Below are 21,349 nucleotides of genomic sequence, written 5' to 3' on the forward strand. Positions count from 1 at the left end.
TTCAACCGCCGGGTTTTTTAATCCCAATCAAACAGATGCAATCCGACGCTCGATCGCACTCCAGTACCGATCGCCCATATCACCCATCCCAACCTCAATTAACGCTTGATTGTCGGCACTCACCACCCGCAGAGGCGAGTCAGCACCACCAACCACACCGATTTTATGCCACATTTTAGTCAAATGTTCTTGCAGGTAAGACTCCCAAATTCCTTGATTTTTCGGTGCGACTGAAACTACAATGCAGTTGCCCATTTCACCAAACAAAATTTCATCCCAGCGGCCGACATTTGCCGAATTAAAACTGAGATGAATTTCTGCACCCAGTTTAGCAGAAATACAGGATTCCGCGAGGGCGATCGCAATTCCACCTTCCGCACAATCATGGGCAGAACCTACCCAACCTTGCCGAATTCCATCGCGACAAACTGATTGCACTTTTCTTTCTAACTCAAAATCTATCCTTGGCGGTTTCCCAGCTACAATCCCGTGAATTGCCGCTAAATATTCCGAACCTCCCAGAGTAGGAGAAGTTTCGATTTTTGAGCTTTCAGATGGAAGTTCTGAGTTTTGGGAAAATTCCCCAATTCCCAGCACATAAATTAAATCGCCTTTCTTTAGCCAAGCTTGGCCGCAAATCTTCTTCAAATCGGGAATTAACCCCACCATTCCGATTACCGGAGTCGGATAAATTGGTTGAGGATTTCCCTCAGCATCAACCGTTTCATTGTAAAGAGAAACATTGCCACCAGTAACAGGCGTTCCCAACTCCCGACAAGCATCAGCAATCCCGCGACAAGCTGACGCTAACTGCCAATATCCGATCGGCTTTTCGGGACTGCCAAAATTCAAATTATCAGTAACTGCCAGAGGTTCAGCACCCACACAACTTAAATTTCTCGCTGCTTCTGCTACGACGGCTTTTGCACCTTCATAAGGATCGAGATAAACATAACGAGAATTGCAATCAACCGTTGCAGCAACTCCAGGAATCATCCCCAGGGGCGCTTCCTTCTTGCTAAGGGGGGGAGAAACTTTTGGAGTTTCCCTACCTTGTGCCTTTTTAAATAGAGGAATTACCTCTTCTTCCTGTTTGCTTTCCGAAGCTAGAGAAACAGCATTTTCTCTCTGTAGATCCCCCTTAGCAAGGGGGTGTACTTCTAACCCGTTAGCAAGGGAAGATTGGCAAGGTTCTAGCGGACGCAATCTGACAACCGCAGCATCAGCCCCTCCCGGTAAAATAACAGTATTGTTTTGCACTTGATGGTCGTATTGGCGATAAACCCAGCGTTTAGAAGCGATGGTGGGAGTATCTAAAAGCGTCAGCAAAATCTGATTCCAAGTTTGGAAATTGCCGTTAATTTCGATACCTGTAACTGTGGATTGTGGCAGGGAATCAGCCGTCCATTCCCATGCTTTTCTAGCATATTCTGGCGGCTCTGTCAACAGTTCTCGGTGATAAATTGGTGTGTTATCTGCCAAAGCAGTTGCGGTAATTTCGGCAGCGATTTCGCCTTTAAATAGAATTCGGACGATCGGCTCTTCAATCACTGTACCCGCTACTACGGCGTGCAATCCCCAGCGGTGGAAAATATCAATTAATTCCTGTTCGCGTCCTTTTTGGGCCACAAACAACATCCGTTCTTGGGATTCCGAAAGCAGGTATTCGTAGGGAATCATACCGCTTTCTCGAACGGGAACTTTGTCTAAATCGAATTCAATGCCGACGCCGCCTTTGGCTGCCATTTCTGATGTGGAACAGGTGATTCCGGCCGCGCCCATGTCTTGGGCGGCGACGACTGCACCGGTTTTGAATGCTTCTAAACAAGCTTCAATTAAGGATTTTTCTAAAAATGGATCTCCTACTTGGACGGCGGGGCGATCGTCCATTGATTTGTCGGTCAATTCTGCACTGGCAAAACTTGCTCCTCCCATGCCATCTCTGCCAGTAGTTGAACCGACATAAAGCACGGGATTTCCTATTCCCGATGCGCCGGATTTGACGATTTCTTGAGTTTCCATTAAACCCAAGGCCATGACGTTAACTAATGGGTTGCCGGAATAAGCGGGATCGAAGTAAACTTCGCCGCCAACTGTGGGCACGCCGATGCAATTTCCATAATGGGAAATTCCCGATACTACGCCTTTGAACAATCTCTGAGTTTTAGCATCGTCTAAGTTGCCGAAACGCAGGGAATTTAAAAGTGCGATCGGGCGTGCACCCATTGTGAAGATATCGCGGAGAATCCCGCCGACACCGGTTGCCGCACCTTGGAAGGGTTCGACTGCTGACGGGTGGTTGTGCGATTCAATTTTGAAGGCGAGTTGCAAGCCGTATCCCAAGTCTACGACGCCGGCATTTTCTCCGGGTCCGACGAGAATTCGATCGCCCTCTGTGGGAAACTGCTTTAATAGCGGTCGCGAATTTTTGTAACAACAGTGTTCGCTCCACATAACGCCGAACATTCCCAATTCAGCTTTATTGGGATGGCGGCCGAGACGCTGAACTATTTCTTCATATTCTTCTGGTGTGAGTCTTTCAGCGGCAATCTGTTCGGGGGAAAATGGGGATTCGGAGATGGGAGACATGGAAATTCGTTATAAACCACAGGCTTAATTCTAAATGCCCTGTGCTTGGTTAATCTACAATCTACAATCTAAAATCTAAAATCCCAAGCTTTTGGTTTGCTAATCTAAAATCTAAAATCTAAAATCTAAAATCGAATGACTCAACCTCGAAATCTCAATTTTGCTAACCAAAACTTGCGGAACCGTTCTTTTAAAGGGCTTGACTTGTCTGGGGCGAATTTCAGCGGTTGCGACATTCGAGGCTGCAATTTCACCGGGGCGATTTTGAGAGGGGCAAATTTTCAGGGTGTCAGAACCGGACAAAGCCGCAGGCGGGTGAGAAATTTGATTGCTAGGGCTGGGGTAACGGCGGTGACAGTGACGACGGCTGGGGCTTTGACTGGACTGATTGGCGGGGCGGATGCGGGGGCTGTGGCGGTGGCCGGAACGGCTGCTACGGCGATTGCTGCGACTCGCGGTGAGGCGGGAATTGTGGCGGGGGCTGTGGCTGGGGCTGCTGCTGCGATCGGGGCTAGCGGTATTGTGACATTTTTTGGCGGAGATACTATCAGGGGAATTGTCTTATTTTTGGTTTCTGGGGTAATTCTTGGGTTAACTGCGATCGGCTTTTTTATCGCTGTTGAGGAAATAGAAAAATTGTCGGTAACTTCGTTTAGAAAGGCTGATTTGACTGATGCTGTATTCGATGCGGGGGCGATTCTCGATGCAGATTTTTCCGATGCGCGAGGATTGCCGTGGTAGACAACCTGCTTCTAAATTTCAAATCTCAAATCTCAAATCTCAAATCTCAAATCTCAAATCTCAAAATCGGATGACTAAGTTTCCCCACGATCAGTTTGCTAAAGAATACCTGCAAGAGTTATTGTCGCCCCTCGGAGAAGTAGAAACGAGCAAAAATGTCACTGCTGAAGTTAGAGAAATTGATGTTTGGTTTCAACCAACTTCTTTTGAGGGCGAATATGTCCAAAGTTTGGGTTTGTTAGGTAAAATGGCTGCGACGGCGGCGATAATTGAACCGTTTCGCAATCCTGTGAATGCTGAGGGAATTTTTAGCTGTGTTGTTAAGTTATTAAATAGTAGGGCTAAACTGGGGCGACGGGCTAATCTAGAAGAGCAACGTTTGGATGAAAGACAATTACCGATGTTGTGGATTCTCACTCCTACTGCTTCGGAAGCTTTATTAAACAGTTTGGGTTTTCGGACTGCTGAAGAGTCTGAGGGCTGGGGAAGGGGAGTTTATTTTTTATCGGAGGTTTGGAGAGTTGGGTTAATCGCCATTCACCAACTACCGAGGGTTCCAGAGACGATGTGGTTGCGGATGCTGGGTAGGGGTCGGGTGCAGCAAGGGGCGATCGCAGAATTAACTGCATTCCCCATAGATGCTTCAATCCGAGCTAATGCGCTACAATTACTTTACATCTTGCAGGAAAATTTGCAAGCGAATATACCAACTAATCCCGCAGGGGATGATGAAGATCAGGAGTTAGTTATGGCGATCGTACCCCTTTTTCAACAAAAGTTACAAGAAGCACGAGAACAAGGTCTTGTACAAGGTATTGTACAAGGTCTTGAGCAAGGAAGAGAACAAGGTCTTGAGCAAGGAAGAGAACAAGGAAGAGAACAAGGACAGCGGTTGATTTTAGAGAGTTTATTGCAGGTCAGATTTGGGGAATTAGACCCGCTAACTGTCACCTTTTTGCGCCCGGTATCGGCTCTCCCTACTGCCGAGTTTACGATGTTGTTGGTGCAATTGTCTATGCTGCCGATCGCCCAAACCGATCGCCAACCAGTCCAAAATGTGCTAGCAGCAAGTGTTTTAAACAACCGCTTCAGCGCTTCAGCACCATCAGCAGAACGCCCGGTTACTCTCATCCCCAATTTGCTCAGCTTATCCCCAGAAAACTTATCATTACTGTTGTCAGAATTGCCTCAATTATCCCTAGAAAATCTGATGGCTAGATTGTCAGATCGATCGACTTAAAAACTAATAATGTGGCGAGAACTTCTGCTTTTGAAACAAGTCAGGGTTCTGGGTGTATAATCAGAGAATGTGGTAATTTGTCATTTGCCGATGAAGTTGCGATCGTTCTTTTCTTTCCTCATTGCTGGCGTCTTGGCACTTTTAGCCCTGAGTGCAGGCGGTTTTTACTGGCTGACAACTCAAACTCCCCTGAATTTACTCAACGGCGGGCCGACAACGACTCCGGCTGCGGCTGTGTTTGTCTCGAAACAAGCACCTTTGTTAGCTTCAATGCTGGTAAATCCCGATCGCCTCGAAGCCCTACGGCAAGTCTTTGCGTCTCCCGAAGAAAGAAGTCGATCGCACGCTGAATTCGAGCAAATCAAAAAAAGCCTCCTCGCCAATACAGGCCTCGATTACAGTCGAGATATCCAACCTTGGATAGGTGACGAAATTACCCTAGCTGTCACAGATATAGATTTCGATCGCGACACCAAAAACGGCAAACAAACCGGGTTTTTGCTGGCTGTTTCCTCCCAAAATGTCGATCGCAGCCAACAATTTCTCGACTCCTACTGGCAAAAACAATCTCGTGTCGATAAAACAGTGCAGTCGGAATTATATAAAGGCGTCAAAATTAATTATAAACAAGTACCAACAGCCAACAAAAAAACCTCTCCGATTCCGCAATTTAACACGCTTTTTCGGCAGAAATCAACTTTGCCCCCCAGCTTCGCAACAGCCGCCATCGGCAGTTCAAATTCCGTAAATAACCCTATTTTTGTTTTATTTGCCAACAGCCCAAATGTGATTCGAGATGCAATTAACAATGTTGAAGCAGCAAACCTAAATCTCAACAATAGTCCTAACTATCAAAAAGCTTTCCAGCAGTTAACTCAAGGCAGAATAGCTTTAGCATTTGTTAATCTCCCGCAATCAGCAACCGAGCAAAATCCCCAAGTTTCTCTTAATTCCCTCGCAGTTGCTGTCGGAGTCAACCGACGGGGATTGCTGGCTCAAACTGCTTTGGTGACATCGCGTGAAAACACAGCTTCTCCAACACTCTCAGAACCAGTGCAAGCCTTGCAGTACATTCCATCAGCCAGTCCTTTCGCCGTCGCCAGCACCGATTTAAGGAATTTTTGGGCTGATTTGTCATCGGCGGTGTCAGCTAACGTTGAAGTCTCAAAATTAGTCGATCGCACGATCGCAGATATTCAGCAAGGTTGGGGCATCAACCTGCCGCAGGATATATTTAACTGGGTACAAGGAGAATACGCTTTAGCAGTGCTTCCGAGTTCGTCAAACAGTGCGGACTGGATTTTTGCCGCCGAAACCTCTCCCGATTCCCAAAAGGCGATCGACAAACTCGACGAAATTGCCCGCAGCAAAGAATACAGCATCGGCAGCTTCACTCTCAGAAACCAAAAAATTACCGCTTGGACGCAGTTGACAACTAGCTCGAATTATGGTAAAAAAAATAATAGAAAAAGTGCGATCGAAACCGAGGCAAAAGGAGTTCGAGCCACCGTCGGCAAATACGAAATTTTCACAACCTCAGTAGAAGCGATGGACGCAGCACTCAAAGCAGCCGAAACAGGCTCTTTAGTTGCCAATCAAGATTTTAAAACCAGCATCGAACCGCTACCGCCATCTAACGACGGCTATTTTTATTTAGACTGGCCCTCCAGCAGGGCAATTTGGGAAAAACAAATCCCGCTGTTGAGGTTAATTGAACTTTCAGCGAGACCATTTTTAGACCACTTGCGATCGCTCACAGTCACCAGTACCGGAGAAATAACAGGAATTCGCAAAGCTACAATATTTATGCGGCTGAATTAGTCATGAGTTATTAGTCATATCAATTCCGGTTGTATGGGAATTAATTTTACCCGAAATCAGGACACGGCAGTGCCGTGTCCCTACAATCGATCGCGGTAGGGAAACGGCACTGCCGTGTCCTCTATATCATTCCGGCGCAGCCGGAATTGATATCATTTGTTATTGGTTTTTGGTTTTTGGTAATCGGGAATGGGTAATTGGTAATATCCTGTCGGGGTAATCGCTGATAATTATTGTGCAGTGCGAGCGTCCCGCTCGCGATCGGGACGCTCGCACTAACCAACAACCAATAACCAACAACCAATTCCCAATAACTAAGGACTAATAACTACTGGCTGCTTCACCTTTTTCGGTTGCCCAAAATAAGCTTGAAACACCTCTTTCGCGATCGGGGCTGCGGCAATAGAACCAAAACCGCCATTTTCCACAACCACGGCGATCGCAATTTCCGGCTTGTCAGCAGGCCCGAAAGCCACATACAAAGAGTGATCCTCCTGTCCAATAACCTCCGAAGTCCCTGTTTTGCCCGCCGTCATCGGAATCGTACCGTCATTCATCCCCTGTCCCGTACCCTCGGCAACCACCGCGATCAGTCCTTCCTTAACCACCTGAATTGTTGAAGGTTTCATCCCCGTATATACCCGTTTAGTCTCCGCTGTGCCGGTCATAGAAGTCAAAAGATGAGGCTTCACCCGATAGCCGCCGTTAGCGATCGAACTCACCATCACCGCCGCCTCCAAAGGAGTCACCAACACCAACCCCTGACCGATCGACATCGTTACTGTATCACCGGCATACCAAGGTTCTTTATACATTTTCTCCTTATCCTCCGGCGTCGGGATTTGACCGTGATTGCCACCGCTTAGCCCCAAAAGATTCAAATCCGTATCCTTGCCAATTCCCAAGCGGTGTCCCCACTTAGAAATTTGCTCCGGCCCCGTACTCATCCCCACTTGATAAAAAAACGTATTGCTGCTGAAAGCCAAGGCCTCCCGAAAGCCGATGTCGCCGTAACCGCCGCTGTGTTCGTTAAAATCAATTCCCCCCACAGTGATGTAAGACGAAGTACCGAGAATTGAGTCCGGCGAAAACTTGCCCGACTCCATGCCCGCGACGGAAGTCACAATTTTAAAAGTGCTGCCGGGGGGATAGCCTTGCATGGCCCGATTCAAAAATGAATTTTCCTGGTCTTGAAGAGTTGCCCAGTCATCCTTAGTGATTTTTCGCGTAAAGAGATTGGGGTCAAAAGTCGGGTGGCTGGCCATAACTAATACCCCACCAGTTTTCACGTCCAGGGCCACTACTGCCCCCCGGCGGTTCCCCAGGGCTTTTTCGGCTGCTTTTTGCATGGATAAGTCTATGGTTAGCTGCACCGCCTCGCCCGGTTTGGGCGGTGTCTCTCCCATCAGCCGCAATTCTTGATTTTGGGCATTTACCTCGATCAGCCGATCGCCCCAAACTCCCGCAATCTGCTTGTTAGAACTCGCTTCTATGCCCATCTGACCCACAATCATCCCCATCGGATATTCCGGGTGAGCTTCCAAGTCTACTTCGGTAGCTTCGCCAATATATCCGAGAACGTGAGCCGCCAAACTGCCTTCGGGATAATAGCGGTTCGCTTCGGGCCGCACTTCCACTCCCCGCATTTGTCCCACCTGTTCTGCTAGCGGCACAAACACCTCTGGCGGCATCGCTTGCTTGATCCGCACCGGTCTGTAGGATAGAGGATCGACCTGTTTTAATTTTTGTAAAATTTCTTTGGCCGGGATTTTAAGCAGCGGACTCAACTTTTCTGCTGTCGCTTTCCACTCTTCCGGCGTTTGTTCTTTCGGCCACAAATATACCGATCGAGCTAAATTGTTTGCCGCTAGCAGCTTGCCGTTGCGATCGATAATGTGTCCGCGATTCGCCGGCATTGGTACTAGGCGAACGCGATTGTTTTCGGCCCGTTCCCGGTTTTGCTTCCCTTGTACCAGTTGCAATTCCACCAGCCGACTAGCGTGCAGGCCCAGCAAACCGGTTGCCACCAGCATTAACACCATCGCCCGGTGTATCGGACGATCCTGTTTCTTAGGAGTTTCCCGCAGGGTTTTGTCAGAAGAGCGAAATCCAGAGAGCGAAGAAATTTCTCGTTGCATCATTCTATAGGTAGATGTCAAATCCAAGATTTTAGATTCCTGATTGTCAATTGTGAAGTATACATCATCAGGCCGGGGAGGCTCGGGCCTCGATCGTTGGAGGAAGCGGAATCATTGATAATTAGTTTTTGACTAATAACTCATGAATGCTAACTGCTGACTAATCCCCCAAGCACCAAGAAATAGCCAGCAAAATCAAGGTCAGGCTCAGCCAATTAGGGAAGTGGAGCCAGCCAGATAGACCCATAGGTAACAATACCAAAACCTGTGTCAATAGGGAACAGATCGCCAACACCAAGGCTAGGAGTATCAAAATAATCATCTTGACACCGTACAATTTCGGATATGAGTCGATCGCCTGTGGCAGAAATTGGAGTGGCACTCGGAGCGCGATCGCACACGGATTGTTCTGATAGACATAAGCAAGAGAAGCCAGGAGGTTTTGAATAAATTTAAAAAAAGTTATTTTTCCTCCAGAGTTATGATTGTAGGGGCTGCGATGGGTAAATTCTGAGTTGTGATTTTAAGTTGTGAGCGAGGAATATTGCCATGTTGTTTAATCAGCGAGCCAATTTCAAAAACGGTGCACTCTTGGCGGCGATCGCCGCGATCGCCGCCCTACCAGTTTTAGCAGAAACAGCCAATTTCGGCACCTTAACTTTATCGCGAGGTTTTGGAGCCCCAACAGCAGTTTTGAGAGGTTCCACAGGCGGATCGTACTCTCTATCTGCCATAGCCAACGCCGATCGCCAGAAAAACAAATGTTTGGGTTTTGCCACTCCAACTCCCGACCACATCATAGTATTGCAGCAAAGCTTTTCCAAACTCGCAATCCAAGTCAACAGCGGAGGCAACGACACAACCTTACTCGTACAAGGGCCCAACGGTAACACCGTCCGCTGCGGAGACGATACAGGTCAGAATAAAGATGCCGGCATTGTTGATTCAGACTGGCAAGCAGGCTCTTACAGGATTTGGGTCGGTACTCTCGAACCCGGAGTCAAGTCTGGCTATACAATCTCAGTACAGGAATAGAACGCAGCGGCGCTGTTGGATGGGGACAAGAAAATATCATCCAATTCTCCCCCAATCTCCCGCAGTTCCACTCCGCAATCTCCCGCAATCTCCCGATCGACCGCTCACTTCCCCCATCCAGTAAAATGTAAAATTAAAAGTGGCGTGTTTAACCAAAATTGGTAAATCCGAAAGTGCTAAAGACCCTTAGAGCTGACTTCAGTATAATTTTCGATCGCGACCCTGCCGCTCGCAACTGGCTGGAAGTTTTGTTTTGCTACCCCGGTCTTCAGGCCCTAGTGCTGCACCGCCTCGCACACTGGCTTTACGTGCTGGGACTTCCCTTCATCCCCCGCTTCATTTCCCACATTGCTCGTTTTTTGACCGGAATTGAAATTCACCCGGGGGCAACGATCGGCAAAAGCGTATTCATCGACCACGGAATGGGGGTTGTAATCGGCGAAACTGCGATTATCGGCGATTTTGCCCTAATTTACCAAGGTGTCACCCTCGGCGGTACTGGCAAAGAAAGCGGCAAACGTCACCCTACCGTCGGCGAAAATGTAGTTGTCGGTGCCGGCGCCAAGGTACTCGGCAATTTGCTAATTGGCAACAACGTTCGCATCGGCGCCGGTTCGGTCGTCCTCAGAGACGTACCGTCTGACTGTACGGTTGTAGGGATTCCCGGCCGCATCGTCTACCGGTCGGGAGTGCGCGTCAATCCCCTAGAACACGGCAGCTTGCCGGATTCGGAAGCTGCGGTAATTCGATCTTTGCTCGATCGCATCGAGTCCCTCGAACAGCAAGTAAAAAGTTTGCTCCCTCAAGCATCTGTCTCCTTAACTTCTGTTTCCAATTCCCACAATTTCCACTCAGTATCAGAAGCTTTAAACCAAGCCAGCAACGTAGCCTTAGCCGAAAAAACACAGCTAGTTACAACCCCTAGCTGCAAGTTAAAAGATAAAGCAATTCAAGAATTTTTCGACGGCAGCGGCATCTAAAATTTGAATTGGGCATAGGGCATAGGGCATAGGGCATAGGGCATAGGGAATTGGCCAAACAGGGAATTGGTGAATGTTAACTGTTAACTGATGACTAATAACTAATGACTACTGACTAATGACTTCCTTTTCACGGATTAACCGATCGCACAAACCAATTTCCCTCCCCGTCGCGCCCATAAAGCGATCGGTTCTGCGGTTCCCCCCGCAACTCCAAAAAATCCACCGTTTCCGGTTCCAACAACAGCAAGCAAAAATTAGGCAGCGGCTCGATCGCACCTGGGGAAGCAGAATCAAAAGCACCAGCCTCCGCTTTGTCTTCCCCCGGATGCGGCCAAGCAAACTGCGATCTAGCCCCCTCAGAAAGCTCCTGCCAAGCTGTGCGGCGCGATGAGCGCAACTCGGCCTCTGAATAATCTGCCCCTACCAAAACTAGCTTTCCAGCAATCCGAAATTGTTCGCGAGTTTTGGGGAAATACCAGCAAATTTCACCCCAAGGATAGAGATTAATTTCCTCTACCTTTTGACTGCGAATATCTGTAATAAACTTTAAATGGTTGGTGTCTGCTAAAAAGCCTCGAAACACCACAGTGCGGTTGGCCGGACGCCCGTCTGCGCGAACCGTTGCCAATTGCAAGTAGCGGGCAAAAGGAAGACTGTGGTTGCGGTGGATGGCGCGAGCTAAGGGCGATCGCCAAAGTGCTAAAGACATAATTAATATCCTATCATATTAGTCATTAGTCATTAGGAATTGGGCATTGGGCATTGGGCATTGGGCATTGGGCATTGGGCATTGGGCATTGGGCATTGGGCATTGGGCATTGTTAACCGTTGACTGTTGACTGTTGACTGTTAACCGTTAACTAATGACTACTGACTACTGACTACTGACTCTTCTTTCTGCTATTGGTAATTTTATGTCAAATTCACTCTCAAAACTCAAAACTATTGAAACTCCCCACAGCGGCTACCACTGGGACGGCAGTTCCCGCCGCTTTTTTGAAGGCTGGTACTACCGAATAACATTACCGCTTCACGGACAATCCTTTGCCTTCATGTATTCAATAGAAGACCCCAGAGGCGGTCAACCTTACAGTGGCGGTGCAGCTCAAATTCTCGGCCCGAAAGATAGCTATTTGTGCCGCACCTTTCCCGATGTAAATAAGTTTTGGGCGCACCGAAAAAGCTTAGGTTTCGGACATTGGGGCAAAACAGATTTACAAATTAAACCCGAATATTTAGAACCGCAAGTATTCGACAGCAGCGTCGAAGAAGGCTATCAAGCTACTGCTACTTTAAATCAAGGTTATCTGCACGATCCGGGAAGCGGCAGCCACTGTTTTTGGCAGTACGAAATTCAACCTATTTATGGCTGGGGAAACTCTGAAGAAATCCAGAAATCAACGGCGGGAATGGTATCTTATCTACCCATATTTGAACCGGGATGGCAAATTTTAATGGCGCACGGTTTAGCCACGGGCTGGATTGATTGGAACGGCGAACGCTACCAATTTAAAGATGCTCCCGCTTACAGCGAAAAAAACTGGGGCGGTGCTTTTCCGCAAAAATGGTTTTGGGTTAATTGCAATTGTTTTCAAGGCGAAAGCGATTTAGCTTTAACTGCTGGCGGCGGCAAGCGGGGCGTGCTGTGGTGGATGGAATCGGTGGCAATGATTTGTCTGCATTACCGAGGCAAATTTTACGAATTTGTGCCTTGGAATTCCCAAGTTAGTTGGACTATTGAACCTTGGGGAAGCTGGAAAATGCAGGCTAGAAACAGTCAGTTTGAAGTTGAGTTAATTGCCACTACAAACAGTTCTGGTACTTATCTGCGAGCTCCTACAGAAAAAGGTCTGGCTTTTTGCTGCCGGGATACGACGCACGGCGAATTGCGCTTGCAACTGCGAGAGTTGTTGGGGGGAAATGTTGACAAAAATGGCAAGCAGCGTTCTAGAATTATCTTAGAGGCTCAAAGTTCTTTGTCGGGTTTGGAAGTTGGGGGCGGGCCTTGGGATGAAGTTTGGCGATCGAATTAAATCATTAGTCATTAGTGATTAGTCAGTTAATAGTAGTCTGAACAGCCACGATCAATTTACTCGGTTGGCAATTAGGCAAATTCTACCGCAGCCAGCGGTTACAAAAAACTTTCAAGGTGATTTTGGGACTAATTTTATGTTTGAGCACAATCTTGATGCCGGCGGGAATTGCTAGTGCTGCCGGTGATTTGTCTCGGCAACCTGTCACCGAAATTACTGTTAGTTTGGGTAACGAAGCTGGGGAACTCAAATTTTTTCCCAATTTGCTAGAATTTGAATCGGGCAAGCGCTATAAATTAGTGCTAAAAAATCCCAGTTCGCAGAAACATTATTTTACTGCTAAAAAGTTTGCTGATGCGAGTTGGACTCAAAAAGTGGAAGCGGGGAAAGTGGAAATTAAAGGAGCGATTCACGAATTGGAAATTAAACCGGGCGCTATGGCAGAATGGGTGTTTGTGCCGATGAAATCGGGAAGTTACAACCTGCGCTGTACGGTAGCCGGACATACAGAGGCGGGAATGATTGGCAAAATTACGATCGCCTCTTAAATCCCAGTTAATACATTAAGAGATGGACTAATTTTTGTGTAATCGGAAAACCAGTCTGACGCTCAAAATGTCTGAACATCGGACTAGGATTTGCCTCTAAAAATACATACTCACCCGTGGGCTTGACACGCCAATCAATAGCAGTCCACTCTAGCATAAATGCCTTTAATATTGCCAAACATTGTTTTTTAACTGATTCTGGCAAATCTATCGGAATTAGCTCTGACTCTAAATCTTCCCGAAAATCCAAAGCTTGACTGCTAATTTCGGCAGAATAAACTGATTCACCAATCACATAACTGCGAATGTTTGTCCCAGGAATATACTCTTGTATTGTGACAGGAGAAATACTCAAAGCCAAGTCCAGGCGATTAGGTTCTAAATGCGCCTCTGTCACTAACTTGGTATGAGCGCCACCATAAACAGGCTTAAAAATTGCTTTTTCATGATTTTCGACAAATTCCCTAACTTGCTCTGGATTGTTACTGATTAAAGTTGCAGGAATTGTCACTCCTATTTGCTTTGCCTTGCTCATTTGTAGGGGTTTTTCTTTATGAAATTGGTATGCCTGCCAAGAATTAATCCAGCGAGCCGGACAAGCTTGCATGAGCGATCGCACCGTACTCATGGAATCGTTCCATGCAACTTGCTGTTGATTTGCATCTTTTAAAGGTGCAACGCCAACACCGGAAAAATTGCGCCAAAATACACTGTGAATATCTTGAAAATTCAACTGGCGACCTCCGGGTAGCGTCAAGCACCCTACCAGGGTATCAGGTTGCCAAGACAGACGTAACTGTCTTGGAAACAGATAGGTATCTAAATAATCTACTTCTGCACCGGCTTGGGTGAGAGCATCTTTTATATGAGCAGCATGAGCATCTGAATCATTACCCAGAATTAAAATGTTCATGGGAAATTTGAAAATTAAAACTGTGCTAAAATCAACTACAAATATGAAAAGTTGCCTCACTTGTTTTGAGAGTGTTGCAACTTTTTATATATTGAAAAAAAACACTCGAATGAGGCTGAATCTTTGAAAGTCTTATTACAGAAAAAATCGGAATAGTTCAGGAATTAGGCAGAATTTCTACCATTGCCGGCACGAATGAGATTACCAATCAAGAGGACCTCCACCGCCTTCAAACCAAGCTTTCGTGTAAGATCCTCCACCCTCTTCACCTATAGCCAGAGTGGTCACCGGAGGGTGAATGGGAATAGGCTGGGGAGGAAATCCTCCTCCTCCCTCACTTCCCGGACAGGGAGCTGAGATACACTGTATCCCACCACCTTCTTCACCTATAGCTAGAGTGGTAGCCATTATTCCACCGCCGATGCGGGCGGCCTCTTCATCACTTAGCGTCTCTTCAAAATCCAAATCAATTGCTTCCAGGTCAGCAATATCTAGATCAAAAGGATGATTCATAAAAATCTCCTAGTTGAGTAAAAGATTAGGTGTGTTTACAAATAATCTAAATCAAGAGGAGGAAGTGATGTTGCCATTTTGGCAAGTTTCAAAGTAAGTATTGTAAATGTGAATTAAAAAATCTTAACCTGACTCTAGCGGAGCCATTGTAAGTCCAGCACGGCTCAACTGCATGTGATAAAGTTCTGCTTGCTCTTGCGGGCCTACCCAGACGGTGGCCTGACCTTCGTGGTGGATTTGGTTGGCGAGTTTCCAAGCTCGATCGCTCGTCATCCCTGGAATGTATTTCGTCAAACATTCCACAACGTGCTGAAATGTATTGAAATCGTCGTTGAGGACTATTACCCGATAGTTGGGATAAGGTTTGCGGGTAACTTGACTCGATCGAACGGGTGCTATGGTTGGTGAAGAGGTCATCGCGCGAACAGCCACTAAAACTACAAAATTCGTAAAACAGTTACCGATCGCATTATAACACAATTTCAGAATTTTTTAACTACTACGAAGTAGTTCGATCGGCTTCGGCGTTTATTTTCACTGCTGCGCCCAGCGTTGCACCGCGCCCGTCAAACTCAAGTTAATACTCATCTCAAGAAAGACTAAAGTCCTCACTACGAACCTCTGAAGTTTGTAGTGAGGACTTTAGTCCTCAAACTCAGATGCTACTAAGCCGCAGCCAAATTTGCTGCTGCGAAATCCCAGTTAGCCAAATTATCCAAGAAATTAGTAATGTAGTCGGGACGGCGGTTTTGGAAATCCAAATAATAAGCATGTTCCCACACATCCAAAGTCAGCAACGGGATTTGGCCGTGTGCTACCGGGGTGTCGGCGTTGGCAGTTTTGGTAACTTTCAAAGTGCCGTTGTCCACAACCAGCCAAGCCCAGCCGCTACCGAACTGAGTTGTCGCAGCAGTCTTGAATTCTTCTTTGAATTTGTCGAAGCTGCCGAAGTCGGCATTGATTTTCTCAGCTAAAGCTCCTGTCGGAGCGCCGCCGCCGCCTGGTGCAAGGGAATTCCAAAAGAAATTGTGGTTCCAAACTTGACCTGCATTGTTAAAAATGCCTGCTTTGGATGGGTCTTTAGCAGATTCCTTGACAATTTCTTCGAGGGATTTGCTGGCAAGTTCAGTGCCTTCAATCAGTTTGTTGAGGTTGGTCACGTAAGCAGCGTGGTGCTTGTCGTGGTGGAACGAAAACGTCTCGGCCGACATATGATCTGACTCTAGGGCGTCAGCGGCGAAGGGTAATGGTGCGAGTTCAAATGCCATTGTGTTCAATCCTCTCTGGATTACTTTTGGTTTTTGGGTTAACTTTCCGGCTTTTGTACGATTAAAGCCGAGAGTCGCTAGCTTGAGTTTATCAAGCTGTGGTAAATAATTCTTTACAATTTTCATATTTTATAGCAGTTGCAGCATTTTAGGATTTTGACCTTCATCAGCCAGGGTACAAGCCCCCGGATTCATCCGTGCAGAAATAAAAAATATAGTATCCGATAACCAGCCCCCGGATTCATCCGTGAGGTCGCTTTCTTCAATTATCCCATTCTTCAATCTAAAATCTAAAATCTAAAATCTAAAATCGATTGGCTTCTGCTTTTCACCATTCAAATCTACTAATAGCAGGTCTGAATTAGCACAAAGTTTGGCAAAATGTCAACCCACCTGCGCGGTAAATAAAAGTTTGTGGGAAATTGTCAACAGAGGGAAGTTTTATGATGGTTATAAATAAATTAAACCAGTTTTTTGTCAAAGATAAGCTCACTTTAACTTAAGCTGTAAGCAAGTCAAACATATTGCAGGAGCCATCTATGCAAAACCGTTCAAATAACCAGACCAATCACCCCCCCCAATGGTTGAATCTGAAACTAATAGTCAGCGCTCTCGAAACAGTTCAAGATTTAATTGTAATTTCTTTGTGTATCGGTTTGTTCTGTTTCATGGTGATCGAACTGCGAGAAATGTTTTTCTCGCTGCTGCCTCCTTTAAATTTTCAGCAAGTGACTGCCGACATTCTATTTTTATTGGTTTTGGTAGAATTATTTCGGCTGCTAATTATTTACTTGCAGGAGCAGCGCGTTTCGATAGGCGTGGCTGTGGAAGTTTGTATAGTATCTGTTTTGCGAGAAGTTATCGTGCGGGGAGTGCTGGAAACTCCCTGGGTTCAAATATTATCAACAGGCGTATTTTTGCTAGTTTTGGGAGTGTTGTTGGTAGTCCGAGTTTGGTTGCCGCCAACCTTCGAGGGAATTGACCCGGAACGTCGCCTTGGTAGCAGAAATAGAAATTTTTCAGAGCATGAATCTTCTTCCGAGACTGTTGCAGTCAATAGCAAGTTTAATTCTCACTGAGATTTGAGATTTGAGATAAAACTCGGCGGTAGAAACCGATCCTGCACAAACTTTGGTCCTAGCTCTTAGGGACTAAAGAATAAAGAGGGTATTAAAGCCGGATTGGGTATTACCAGGCATCGTGTCCCGTAAAATAACCCTGATAACGTTTGTAGTGAGTACGACCGTCCTCACTACAAACTTATTTGATTGAGGTTATGCGATCGCACCTATTACCCGTTAGCCTGCAATGCTCCCAAACGAGCCAAAACTTCTTTCGAGTGAATCGCCGGATTAACCTTGACAAAAGTTTCTCGCAAAACGCCTTCAGGGTCAATAATAAAACTGTGCCGCGCCGAGATGAAACTCATCCAAGAACCGTAAGCTTTACTGACTTTCCCATCGGTATCAGCTAACAGCGGAAATTTCAAACCTTCCGAATCGCAAAATTCCGCGTGGGAGTTGACATCATCAGCGCTAATGCCGATAATTTGAGTATTCTTTGCCAAGTATTTCGGCAAGTCTTGCTGAAATCGACGCGCTTCGATCGTACAACCCGATGTAAAGTCTTTCGGATAGAAATAGACTACCAGCCACTTACCGCGAAAATCGGACAGGGACACTTGTCCGTCGCCGCTGTTTGTCGGCAAACTAAAATCCGGTGCGGCTTCATTCACTGCCGGAAGCTTGCCGCCGAGGGCAAATGCAGGTGCGGCAAAATTGAAACTCAGAAAGACTAGACAAATTGCCAATAAAGTGCTGAAAAACTTGCGACGGGACATCATAAAAATAGAAGTAGAACTGTACTTAACACAAGTTTACTGTTTTCTGATTAAATGGGTAGGGGCAATTCGCGGATTGCTTCTAAAACCCAAATATCACTCACTCCAATAGCAATTTACCCATGAGCGCTGCACTCCCGTTAACAGGCAAAGTTACAGTAGTCCAGGTAATTAACGGTCAACCCGTTACGATCGAAGTAGACGGCACTAATGCCCCGATTACTGGGGGAAATTTTGTTGACTTAGTTGAACGCGGCATTTACGACGGGGTGATGTTTCACCGAGTTGTGCGCCAGCCAGATCCTTTTGTGGTGCAAGGAGGCGATCCGCGCAGCAAAGATACTACAATTCCAGCAAGTCAATTGGGAACGGGTAGTTTTATTGACCCGGATACCAATCAGGCGCGTTTTATTCCTTTGGAAATTAAGCCGCAAGGGGCCGCGCAACCTGTTTACAACCAAGTTGTAACCCAGACGCCGCAGTTGCAGCACACTCGCGGGGCCGTGGCAATGGCTCGTTCTACAGCTTTGAATTCGGCTTCTTCGCAGTTTTATTTTGCTTTGGACGCTTTGCCGTTTTTGGATGGTAATTATGCTGTTTTTGGCAAAGTTACTCAAGGTTTTGAAACGGTGGATGCGGTGCAGCAGGGCGATCGCATTTCTAGCGCCAAAGTCGTTCAAGGAATCGTCCCCAGTCGGGTTTCCAGTATCATTAGCGATGCTACTGCGCTCAACAATTTTGTTAATAATACTAATCTGGTAAATCTGCCTTTGCGATCGCTCAGATTGCAAAACACCACCAACAACTATCAAGTCACTTCCCAAGACTCTCAACAAAATCCCAGCGGCGTATTAGGAGGTAGCGCAAACGATCGCATCGTCGGTTCCCCAACTAATGATGCCATTAACGGCAGCCAAGGCAATGATACCATCAGTGGCGAAGCGGGTGACGACTTTTTGCGAGGCGGCAAAGGTAACGACTCCATTAGCGGCGGTGTTGGTAACGATATTCTGATTGGCAATTTCGGCGACGATATTCTCAATGGCGAGGCTGGCAATGATTTTCTACGGGGTGGCCAAGGAAATGATGTCTTAAATGGTGGTGATGGCGATGATATTTTGATTGGAGATACAGGCAACAATACTCTCACAGGAGGTAGCGGTGCTGATACTTTTGTGTTGCTAGGAGTAGATCCTGCTACTCTTCCTTTTATTATCCTACTCCCGACAAGTCATACAATAGTTGATTTTAGACCACAGGAAGGCGATCGCATTGCTTTGACAGGAAATTTATCCGATACTACATTCACTCAATCTGGAAGCAATACTGTCATTAACTTGGCAGGGGCTTCTACTGTGGTACAAAATTCTACTGTCGCCTCCGTTCAAAATGCAGCCTTTGCAATTCCTTTATCTACGATTCCTCGTCCTAACGATCTACCAACTGGGGATGCAGCCTTGAGAATTGGCTAACTTTAAGTATAGATGTAGGGTGCGCCTCGCCGCACCTTACCAATTCCCAATTCCCAATTCCCAATTCCCAAATCCAAATTCCCAAATTAAACTAATACCATAGCTTTCTAATTTTAGAAAGCGCATCTTGATAATAATCCATTTTTCCCTGGTGCTTAAAAAGCCCTGCCGCCTTCTGCAAATCCTCAAATGATCCCTGAACCTCTCTCAATTTATATCTAGTCACTCCTCGGTTGAAATAAGCTTTAGCAAAATCGCGATCGAGACGAATTGCTGACTCAAAATCAGCTAATGCTGCCAGGGAATTTTCCATTTGCAGGCGGATAGCGCCTCGGTTAAAGTAAGCTTGAGCTAAATTGGGGTTGAGCAGCAGTGCCGAGTTGTAATCCGCGATCGCCGCAGTATAATCTTTTAAACGAGTCAGGATAAACGCGCGATTGCTGTAATACTTGGCTCGGTAAGGATTGAGTTCGATAGCGGTAGTTAAATCTTCAACGGCAGGCTGTTTGTAGCCTAATTTGTAGCGGGCCATACCTCGATCGTTGTAAGCTGACGCGAATTGCGGATTAATGTTAATTGCGGCAGTAAAATTTTTAATCGCACCGTGCCAGTCTTTTTTTTCGAGATTTTTTAAACCCAGAGTGTAAAACTTTTTGGTACTAACTTTTAAATTTGCCTCTTGTCGGGATTCAGCTTGCTCGCCCGAAAATACTTTGCCTGCAATATTAGCGAATCCCAAAGATTCGATCGACTGGAAAATAGTTGTGACAACTAATTGACTCGGGAGAAGGGGGATAGTAGGCATCGCAGGGCTGGGGTTTAACTGTATGCTCTCATTTTCCTCGATACTTCAGCTACTGACAGTGATATCCGTAGTGTCAGGAACGTGATAAGTTTGATGAGATTTGGTGATGCTGGGGCTTTGACTTTTGTGAGGAGAGTTGGGCTTAGTTAGTGATGCCGGTCACAACGCCGGGATAATTGCGTCTACAACCCACTAAATCTCGGATTTTCACGAGCTGAGCGGTTTCTTCCTTCCCATCTTCAGAAGTTCATACCTGAATTGTTTGGAGGTAAGCCCCTGCGGGATCGATCGCAACTGCCCGCCGCAAGTATTACTTTGTAGCGATATTCGATCGGCAAATCCCGATCGAACACGGGCGACCATCTTATACCCGGTTTTTACGAAAAATATTAGTTTGGCAGCGAGGCATCTGTAAAGCAACCGGGTTTCTAGCTCAAAGTGCCTCTGAGACTGCCCCTGTTAAATTTGTGCCTGCGCCAACGCCCGATTAACATTTAATTAATATTTTTGAGGAAGATTGCTGAGAAAACTTGCTGATTGTTTGCTATGCTTTGAGTATACATCAAGAATCTATTGCGCAAATTAGTGTCAATGAAAAGAGTCCTGAAGTTGAAAAAAATCTTCGCTGCAGTGTTGGCGATCGTCCTGTTCACTCTCTACTTAACTCCTCCTGTGATGGCCGCGAATGCGGAGGATTTGAGTCAGCTATTAAAAGATAATTGGTGCGTCAGCTTTTTGTGGAAGCAGTGCGATTTGAGCGCTGTCGATTTGCGGGGAGCTAATCTCCAAGAAGCCAACTTGAGCGGCGCAAATTTGTCCGGCGCCAACTTGTCGGGTGCTAATTTAAAAGATGCTGACTTTTCTGATGCCGACCTCAGCGGCGCCAATTTAGCAAATGCTGATATTTTGGGCACGGATCTCAGTCGAGCAAATTTGACGGAAGCTAATTTCAACGGCACCAAATTGTGGGATGCTAATCTGACTTTGGCAAATCTCAGTCGCGCCAATTTACAAGATGCTAATTTATTAGATTCTCGACTTTGGGGAAGCAATCTCAGCGAAGCTAATTTAACTGATGCGACGCTGCACGGTGCGGACTTGCAATATGCTAATTTGGCAGACACTAATTTGACAGGTGCTGACTTGCACAGCTTTTTTTTCCGAGGTTCCAAACAAGTCACAAATTTGAGCAATGCTAATTTAGAAGGCGCTATTTTAACTGGCGCAAATCTCAGAGGTGCGGTGCTTGCAGGGGCAATAATGCCGGACGGCTCTATTAATGAAGAAATTGGCTTTAATTTAAAGTAGAGTCGTCTGAATAATAATGTCAATAAGGGAGCATGTCACTTTTGCGATAAGTATTTATACTTGTGCAGTTTTTCGAGGTCTACCAATTAAGCCATTTAAGTA

The 21,349-nt window shown here is 46.3% G+C and carries 21 protein-coding genes; 10 read left to right on the forward strand and 11 right to left on the reverse strand.

Annotated features, from left to right (window positions below; all coding sequences use genetic code 11):
• Window positions 1-27: 27 nt before the first annotated feature.
• Window positions 28-2,589, reverse strand: coding sequence for a phosphoribosylformylglycinamidine synthase subunit PurL (gene purL, locus QUA02_RS15020; RefSeq protein ID WP_333028913.1), 2,562 nt, complete (start codon window positions 2,587-2,589; stop codon window positions 28-30).
• Between the two features lie 135 nt (window positions 2,590-2,724).
• Between purL and QUA02_RS15025 the strand changes: the two genes are divergently transcribed.
• From QUA02_RS15025 to QUA02_RS15035, 3 genes are all read left to right on the forward strand, one after another.
• Complete coding sequence (locus QUA02_RS15025; protein WP_333028914.1) at window positions 2,725-3,330, forward strand: pentapeptide repeat-containing protein; 606 nt, start codon at window positions 2,725-2,727, stop codon at window positions 3,328-3,330.
• A gap of 70 nt (window positions 3,331-3,400) precedes the next feature.
• The gene (locus QUA02_RS15030; protein ID WP_333028916.1) at window positions 3,401-4,570 is read left to right on the forward strand and encodes a flagellar assembly protein H; all 1,170 of its coding nucleotides are present in this window, start codon (window positions 3,401-3,403) and stop codon (window positions 4,568-4,570) included.
• A gap of 69 nt (window positions 4,571-4,639) precedes the next feature.
• Window positions 4,640-6,391: a DUF3352 domain-containing protein gene (locus QUA02_RS15035; protein ID WP_333028918.1), complete on the forward strand. Its 1,752-nt coding sequence runs from the start codon at window positions 4,640-4,642 to the stop codon at window positions 6,389-6,391.
• A 314-nt stretch (window positions 6,392-6,705) separates the two neighbouring features.
• Here the strand turns inward: QUA02_RS15035 and mrdA are convergent, their stop codons facing one another.
• Complete coding sequence (gene mrdA, locus QUA02_RS15040; RefSeq protein ID WP_333028919.1) at window positions 6,706-8,532, reverse strand: penicillin-binding protein 2; 1,827 nt, start codon at window positions 8,530-8,532, stop codon at window positions 6,706-6,708.
• A gap of 157 nt (window positions 8,533-8,689) precedes the next feature.
• Window positions 8,690-8,911: a hypothetical protein gene (locus QUA02_RS15045; RefSeq protein ID WP_333028921.1), complete on the reverse strand. Its 222-nt coding sequence runs from the start codon at window positions 8,909-8,911 to the stop codon at window positions 8,690-8,692.
• A 167-nt stretch (window positions 8,912-9,078) separates the two neighbouring features.
• On the opposite strand from QUA02_RS15045, the gene QUA02_RS15050 reads away from it, so the two are divergent.
• Both QUA02_RS15050 and cysE read left to right on the forward strand, forming a co-directional pair.
• Window positions 9,079-9,564: a hypothetical protein gene (locus QUA02_RS15050; RefSeq protein ID WP_333028924.1), complete on the forward strand. Its 486-nt coding sequence runs from the start codon at window positions 9,079-9,081 to the stop codon at window positions 9,562-9,564.
• Window positions 9,565-9,737: 173 nt separating this feature from the next.
• Entirely contained in the window at window positions 9,738-10,544 is an 807-nt protein-coding gene (cysE, locus tag QUA02_RS15055; protein ID WP_333028927.1) for a serine O-acetyltransferase, read from the forward strand.
• 130 nt (window positions 10,545-10,674) lie between these two features.
• Here cysE and QUA02_RS15060 read toward each other — a convergent pair whose 3' ends face one another.
• Window positions 10,675-11,256, reverse strand: coding sequence for an Npun_F5749 family FMN-dependent PPOX-type flavoprotein (locus QUA02_RS15060; RefSeq protein WP_333028929.1), 582 nt, complete (start codon window positions 11,254-11,256; stop codon window positions 10,675-10,677).
• A gap of 205 nt (window positions 11,257-11,461) precedes the next feature.
• On the opposite strand from QUA02_RS15060, the gene QUA02_RS15065 reads away from it, so the two are divergent.
• Together QUA02_RS15065 and QUA02_RS15070 are read left to right on the forward strand one after the other, a co-directional pair.
• Window positions 11,462-12,580: a tocopherol cyclase family protein gene (locus tag QUA02_RS15065; protein ID WP_333028931.1), complete on the forward strand. Its 1,119-nt coding sequence runs from the start codon at window positions 11,462-11,464 to the stop codon at window positions 12,578-12,580.
• A 116-nt stretch (window positions 12,581-12,696) separates the two neighbouring features.
• A complete protein-coding gene (locus QUA02_RS15070; protein WP_445305172.1) occupies window positions 12,697-13,128 on the forward strand; it encodes a plastocyanin/azurin family copper-binding protein in 432 nt (143 codons plus the stop codon).
• A gap of 7 nt (window positions 13,129-13,135) precedes the next feature.
• Here the strand turns inward: QUA02_RS15070 and QUA02_RS15075 are convergent, their stop codons facing one another.
• The 5 genes from QUA02_RS15075 to QUA02_RS15095 form a co-directional block, all read right to left on the reverse strand.
• On the reverse strand, window positions 13,136-14,041 hold the full coding sequence (locus tag QUA02_RS15075; protein ID WP_333028932.1) for an ATP-grasp domain-containing protein: 906 nt from the start codon (window positions 14,039-14,041) through the stop codon (window positions 13,136-13,138).
• Window positions 14,042-14,242: 201 nt separating this feature from the next.
• The gene (locus tag QUA02_RS15080) at window positions 14,243-14,554 is read right to left on the reverse strand and encodes a hypothetical protein (RefSeq protein ID WP_333028934.1); all 312 of its coding nucleotides are present in this window, start codon (window positions 14,552-14,554) and stop codon (window positions 14,243-14,245) included.
• Window positions 14,555-14,677: 123 nt separating this feature from the next.
• Window positions 14,678-14,971: an ATP-dependent Clp protease adapter ClpS gene (clpS, locus tag QUA02_RS15085; RefSeq protein ID WP_333028936.1), complete on the reverse strand. Its 294-nt coding sequence runs from the start codon at window positions 14,969-14,971 to the stop codon at window positions 14,678-14,680.
• A 248-nt stretch (window positions 14,972-15,219) separates the two neighbouring features.
• The gene (gene sodB / locus QUA02_RS15090) at window positions 15,220-15,822 is read right to left on the reverse strand and encodes a superoxide dismutase [Fe] (protein WP_333028954.1); all 603 of its coding nucleotides are present in this window, start codon (window positions 15,820-15,822) and stop codon (window positions 15,220-15,222) included.
• Window positions 15,823-15,951: 129 nt separating this feature from the next.
• Window positions 15,952-16,104, reverse strand: coding sequence for a hypothetical protein (locus tag QUA02_RS15095; RefSeq protein WP_332982803.1), 153 nt, complete (start codon window positions 16,102-16,104; stop codon window positions 15,952-15,954).
• A gap of 257 nt (window positions 16,105-16,361) precedes the next feature.
• Here QUA02_RS15095 and QUA02_RS15100 point away from each other — a divergent pair, with 257 nt between their 5' ends.
• A complete protein-coding gene (locus QUA02_RS15100) occupies window positions 16,362-16,901 on the forward strand; it encodes a phosphate-starvation-inducible PsiE family protein (protein ID WP_333028938.1) in 540 nt (179 codons plus the stop codon).
• A 212-nt stretch (window positions 16,902-17,113) separates the two neighbouring features.
• Here QUA02_RS15100 and QUA02_RS15105 read toward each other — a convergent pair whose 3' ends face one another.
• Window positions 17,114-17,665, reverse strand: a complete 552-nt coding sequence (locus QUA02_RS15105; protein ID WP_333028940.1) for a peroxiredoxin — start codon at window positions 17,663-17,665, stop codon at window positions 17,114-17,116.
• A gap of 119 nt (window positions 17,666-17,784) precedes the next feature.
• Between QUA02_RS15105 and QUA02_RS15110 the strand changes: the two genes are divergently transcribed.
• Window positions 17,785-19,134, forward strand: coding sequence for a peptidylprolyl isomerase (locus tag QUA02_RS15110; protein ID WP_333028941.1), 1,350 nt, complete (start codon window positions 17,785-17,787; stop codon window positions 19,132-19,134).
• A 91-nt stretch (window positions 19,135-19,225) separates the two neighbouring features.
• On the opposite strand, the gene QUA02_RS15115 is transcribed toward QUA02_RS15110, so the two are convergent.
• On the reverse strand, window positions 19,226-19,939 hold the full coding sequence (locus QUA02_RS15115) for a tetratricopeptide repeat protein (protein WP_333028943.1): 714 nt from the start codon (window positions 19,937-19,939) through the stop codon (window positions 19,226-19,228).
• A 591-nt stretch (window positions 19,940-20,530) separates the two neighbouring features.
• Here QUA02_RS15115 and QUA02_RS15120 point away from each other — a divergent pair.
• Window positions 20,531-21,247 (forward strand): pentapeptide repeat-containing protein, encoded by a 717-nt coding sequence (locus tag QUA02_RS15120; protein WP_333028946.1) that lies wholly within the window; start codon window positions 20,531-20,533, stop codon window positions 21,245-21,247.
• The last annotated feature ends 102 nt before the right edge of the window (window positions 21,248-21,349 follow it).

Source organism: Microcoleus pseudofavosus SVA1_A4, from assembly GCF_036700565.1.
GTDB lineage: Bacteria > Cyanobacteriota > Cyanobacteriia > Cyanobacteriales > Microcoleaceae > Microcoleus.

Bases quoted from the DNA above. Each gene is read 5' to 3' on its own strand.
- purL (WP_333028913.1), bottom strand. From the start codon at position 2,589: ATGTCTCCCATCTCCGAATCCCCATTTTCCCCCGAACAGATTGCCGCT.
- QUA02_RS15025 (WP_333028914.1), top strand. From the start codon at position 2,725: ATGACTCAACCTCGAAATCTCAATTTTGCTAACCAAAACTTGCGGAAC.
- QUA02_RS15030 (WP_333028916.1), top strand. From the start codon at position 3,401: ATGACTAAGTTTCCCCACGATCAGTTTGCTAAAGAATACCTGCAAGAG.
- mrdA (WP_333028919.1), bottom strand. From the start codon at position 8,532: ATGATGCAACGAGAAATTTCTTCGCTCTCTGGATTTCGCTCTTCTGAC.
- QUA02_RS15050 (WP_333028924.1), top strand. From the start codon at position 9,079: ATGTTGTTTAATCAGCGAGCCAATTTCAAAAACGGTGCACTCTTGGCG.
- QUA02_RS15060 (WP_333028929.1), bottom strand. From the start codon at position 11,256: ATGTCTTTAGCACTTTGGCGATCGCCCTTAGCTCGCGCCATCCACCGC.
- QUA02_RS15065 (WP_333028931.1), top strand. From the start codon at position 11,462: ATGTCAAATTCACTCTCAAAACTCAAAACTATTGAAACTCCCCACAGC.
- QUA02_RS15075 (WP_333028932.1), bottom strand. From the start codon at position 14,041: ATGAACATTTTAATTCTGGGTAATGATTCAGATGCTCATGCTGCTCAT.
- QUA02_RS15080 (WP_333028934.1), bottom strand. From the start codon at position 14,554: ATGAATCATCCTTTTGATCTAGATATTGCTGACCTGGAAGCAATTGAT.
- clpS (WP_333028936.1), bottom strand. From the start codon at position 14,971: ATGACCTCTTCACCAACCATAGCACCCGTTCGATCGAGTCAAGTTACC.
- sodB (WP_333028954.1), bottom strand. From the start codon at position 15,822: ATGGCATTTGAACTCGCACCATTACCCTTCGCCGCTGACGCCCTAGAG.
- QUA02_RS15100 (WP_333028938.1), top strand. From the start codon at position 16,362: ATGCAAAACCGTTCAAATAACCAGACCAATCACCCCCCCCAATGGTTG.
- QUA02_RS15105 (WP_333028940.1), bottom strand. From the start codon at position 17,665: ATGATGTCCCGTCGCAAGTTTTTCAGCACTTTATTGGCAATTTGTCTA.
- QUA02_RS15110 (WP_333028941.1), top strand. From the start codon at position 17,785: ATGAGCGCTGCACTCCCGTTAACAGGCAAAGTTACAGTAGTCCAGGTA.
- QUA02_RS15115 (WP_333028943.1), bottom strand. From the start codon at position 19,939: ATGCCTACTATCCCCCTTCTCCCGAGTCAATTAGTTGTCACAACTATT.
- QUA02_RS15120 (WP_333028946.1), top strand. From the start codon at position 20,531: ATGAAAAGAGTCCTGAAGTTGAAAAAAATCTTCGCTGCAGTGTTGGCG.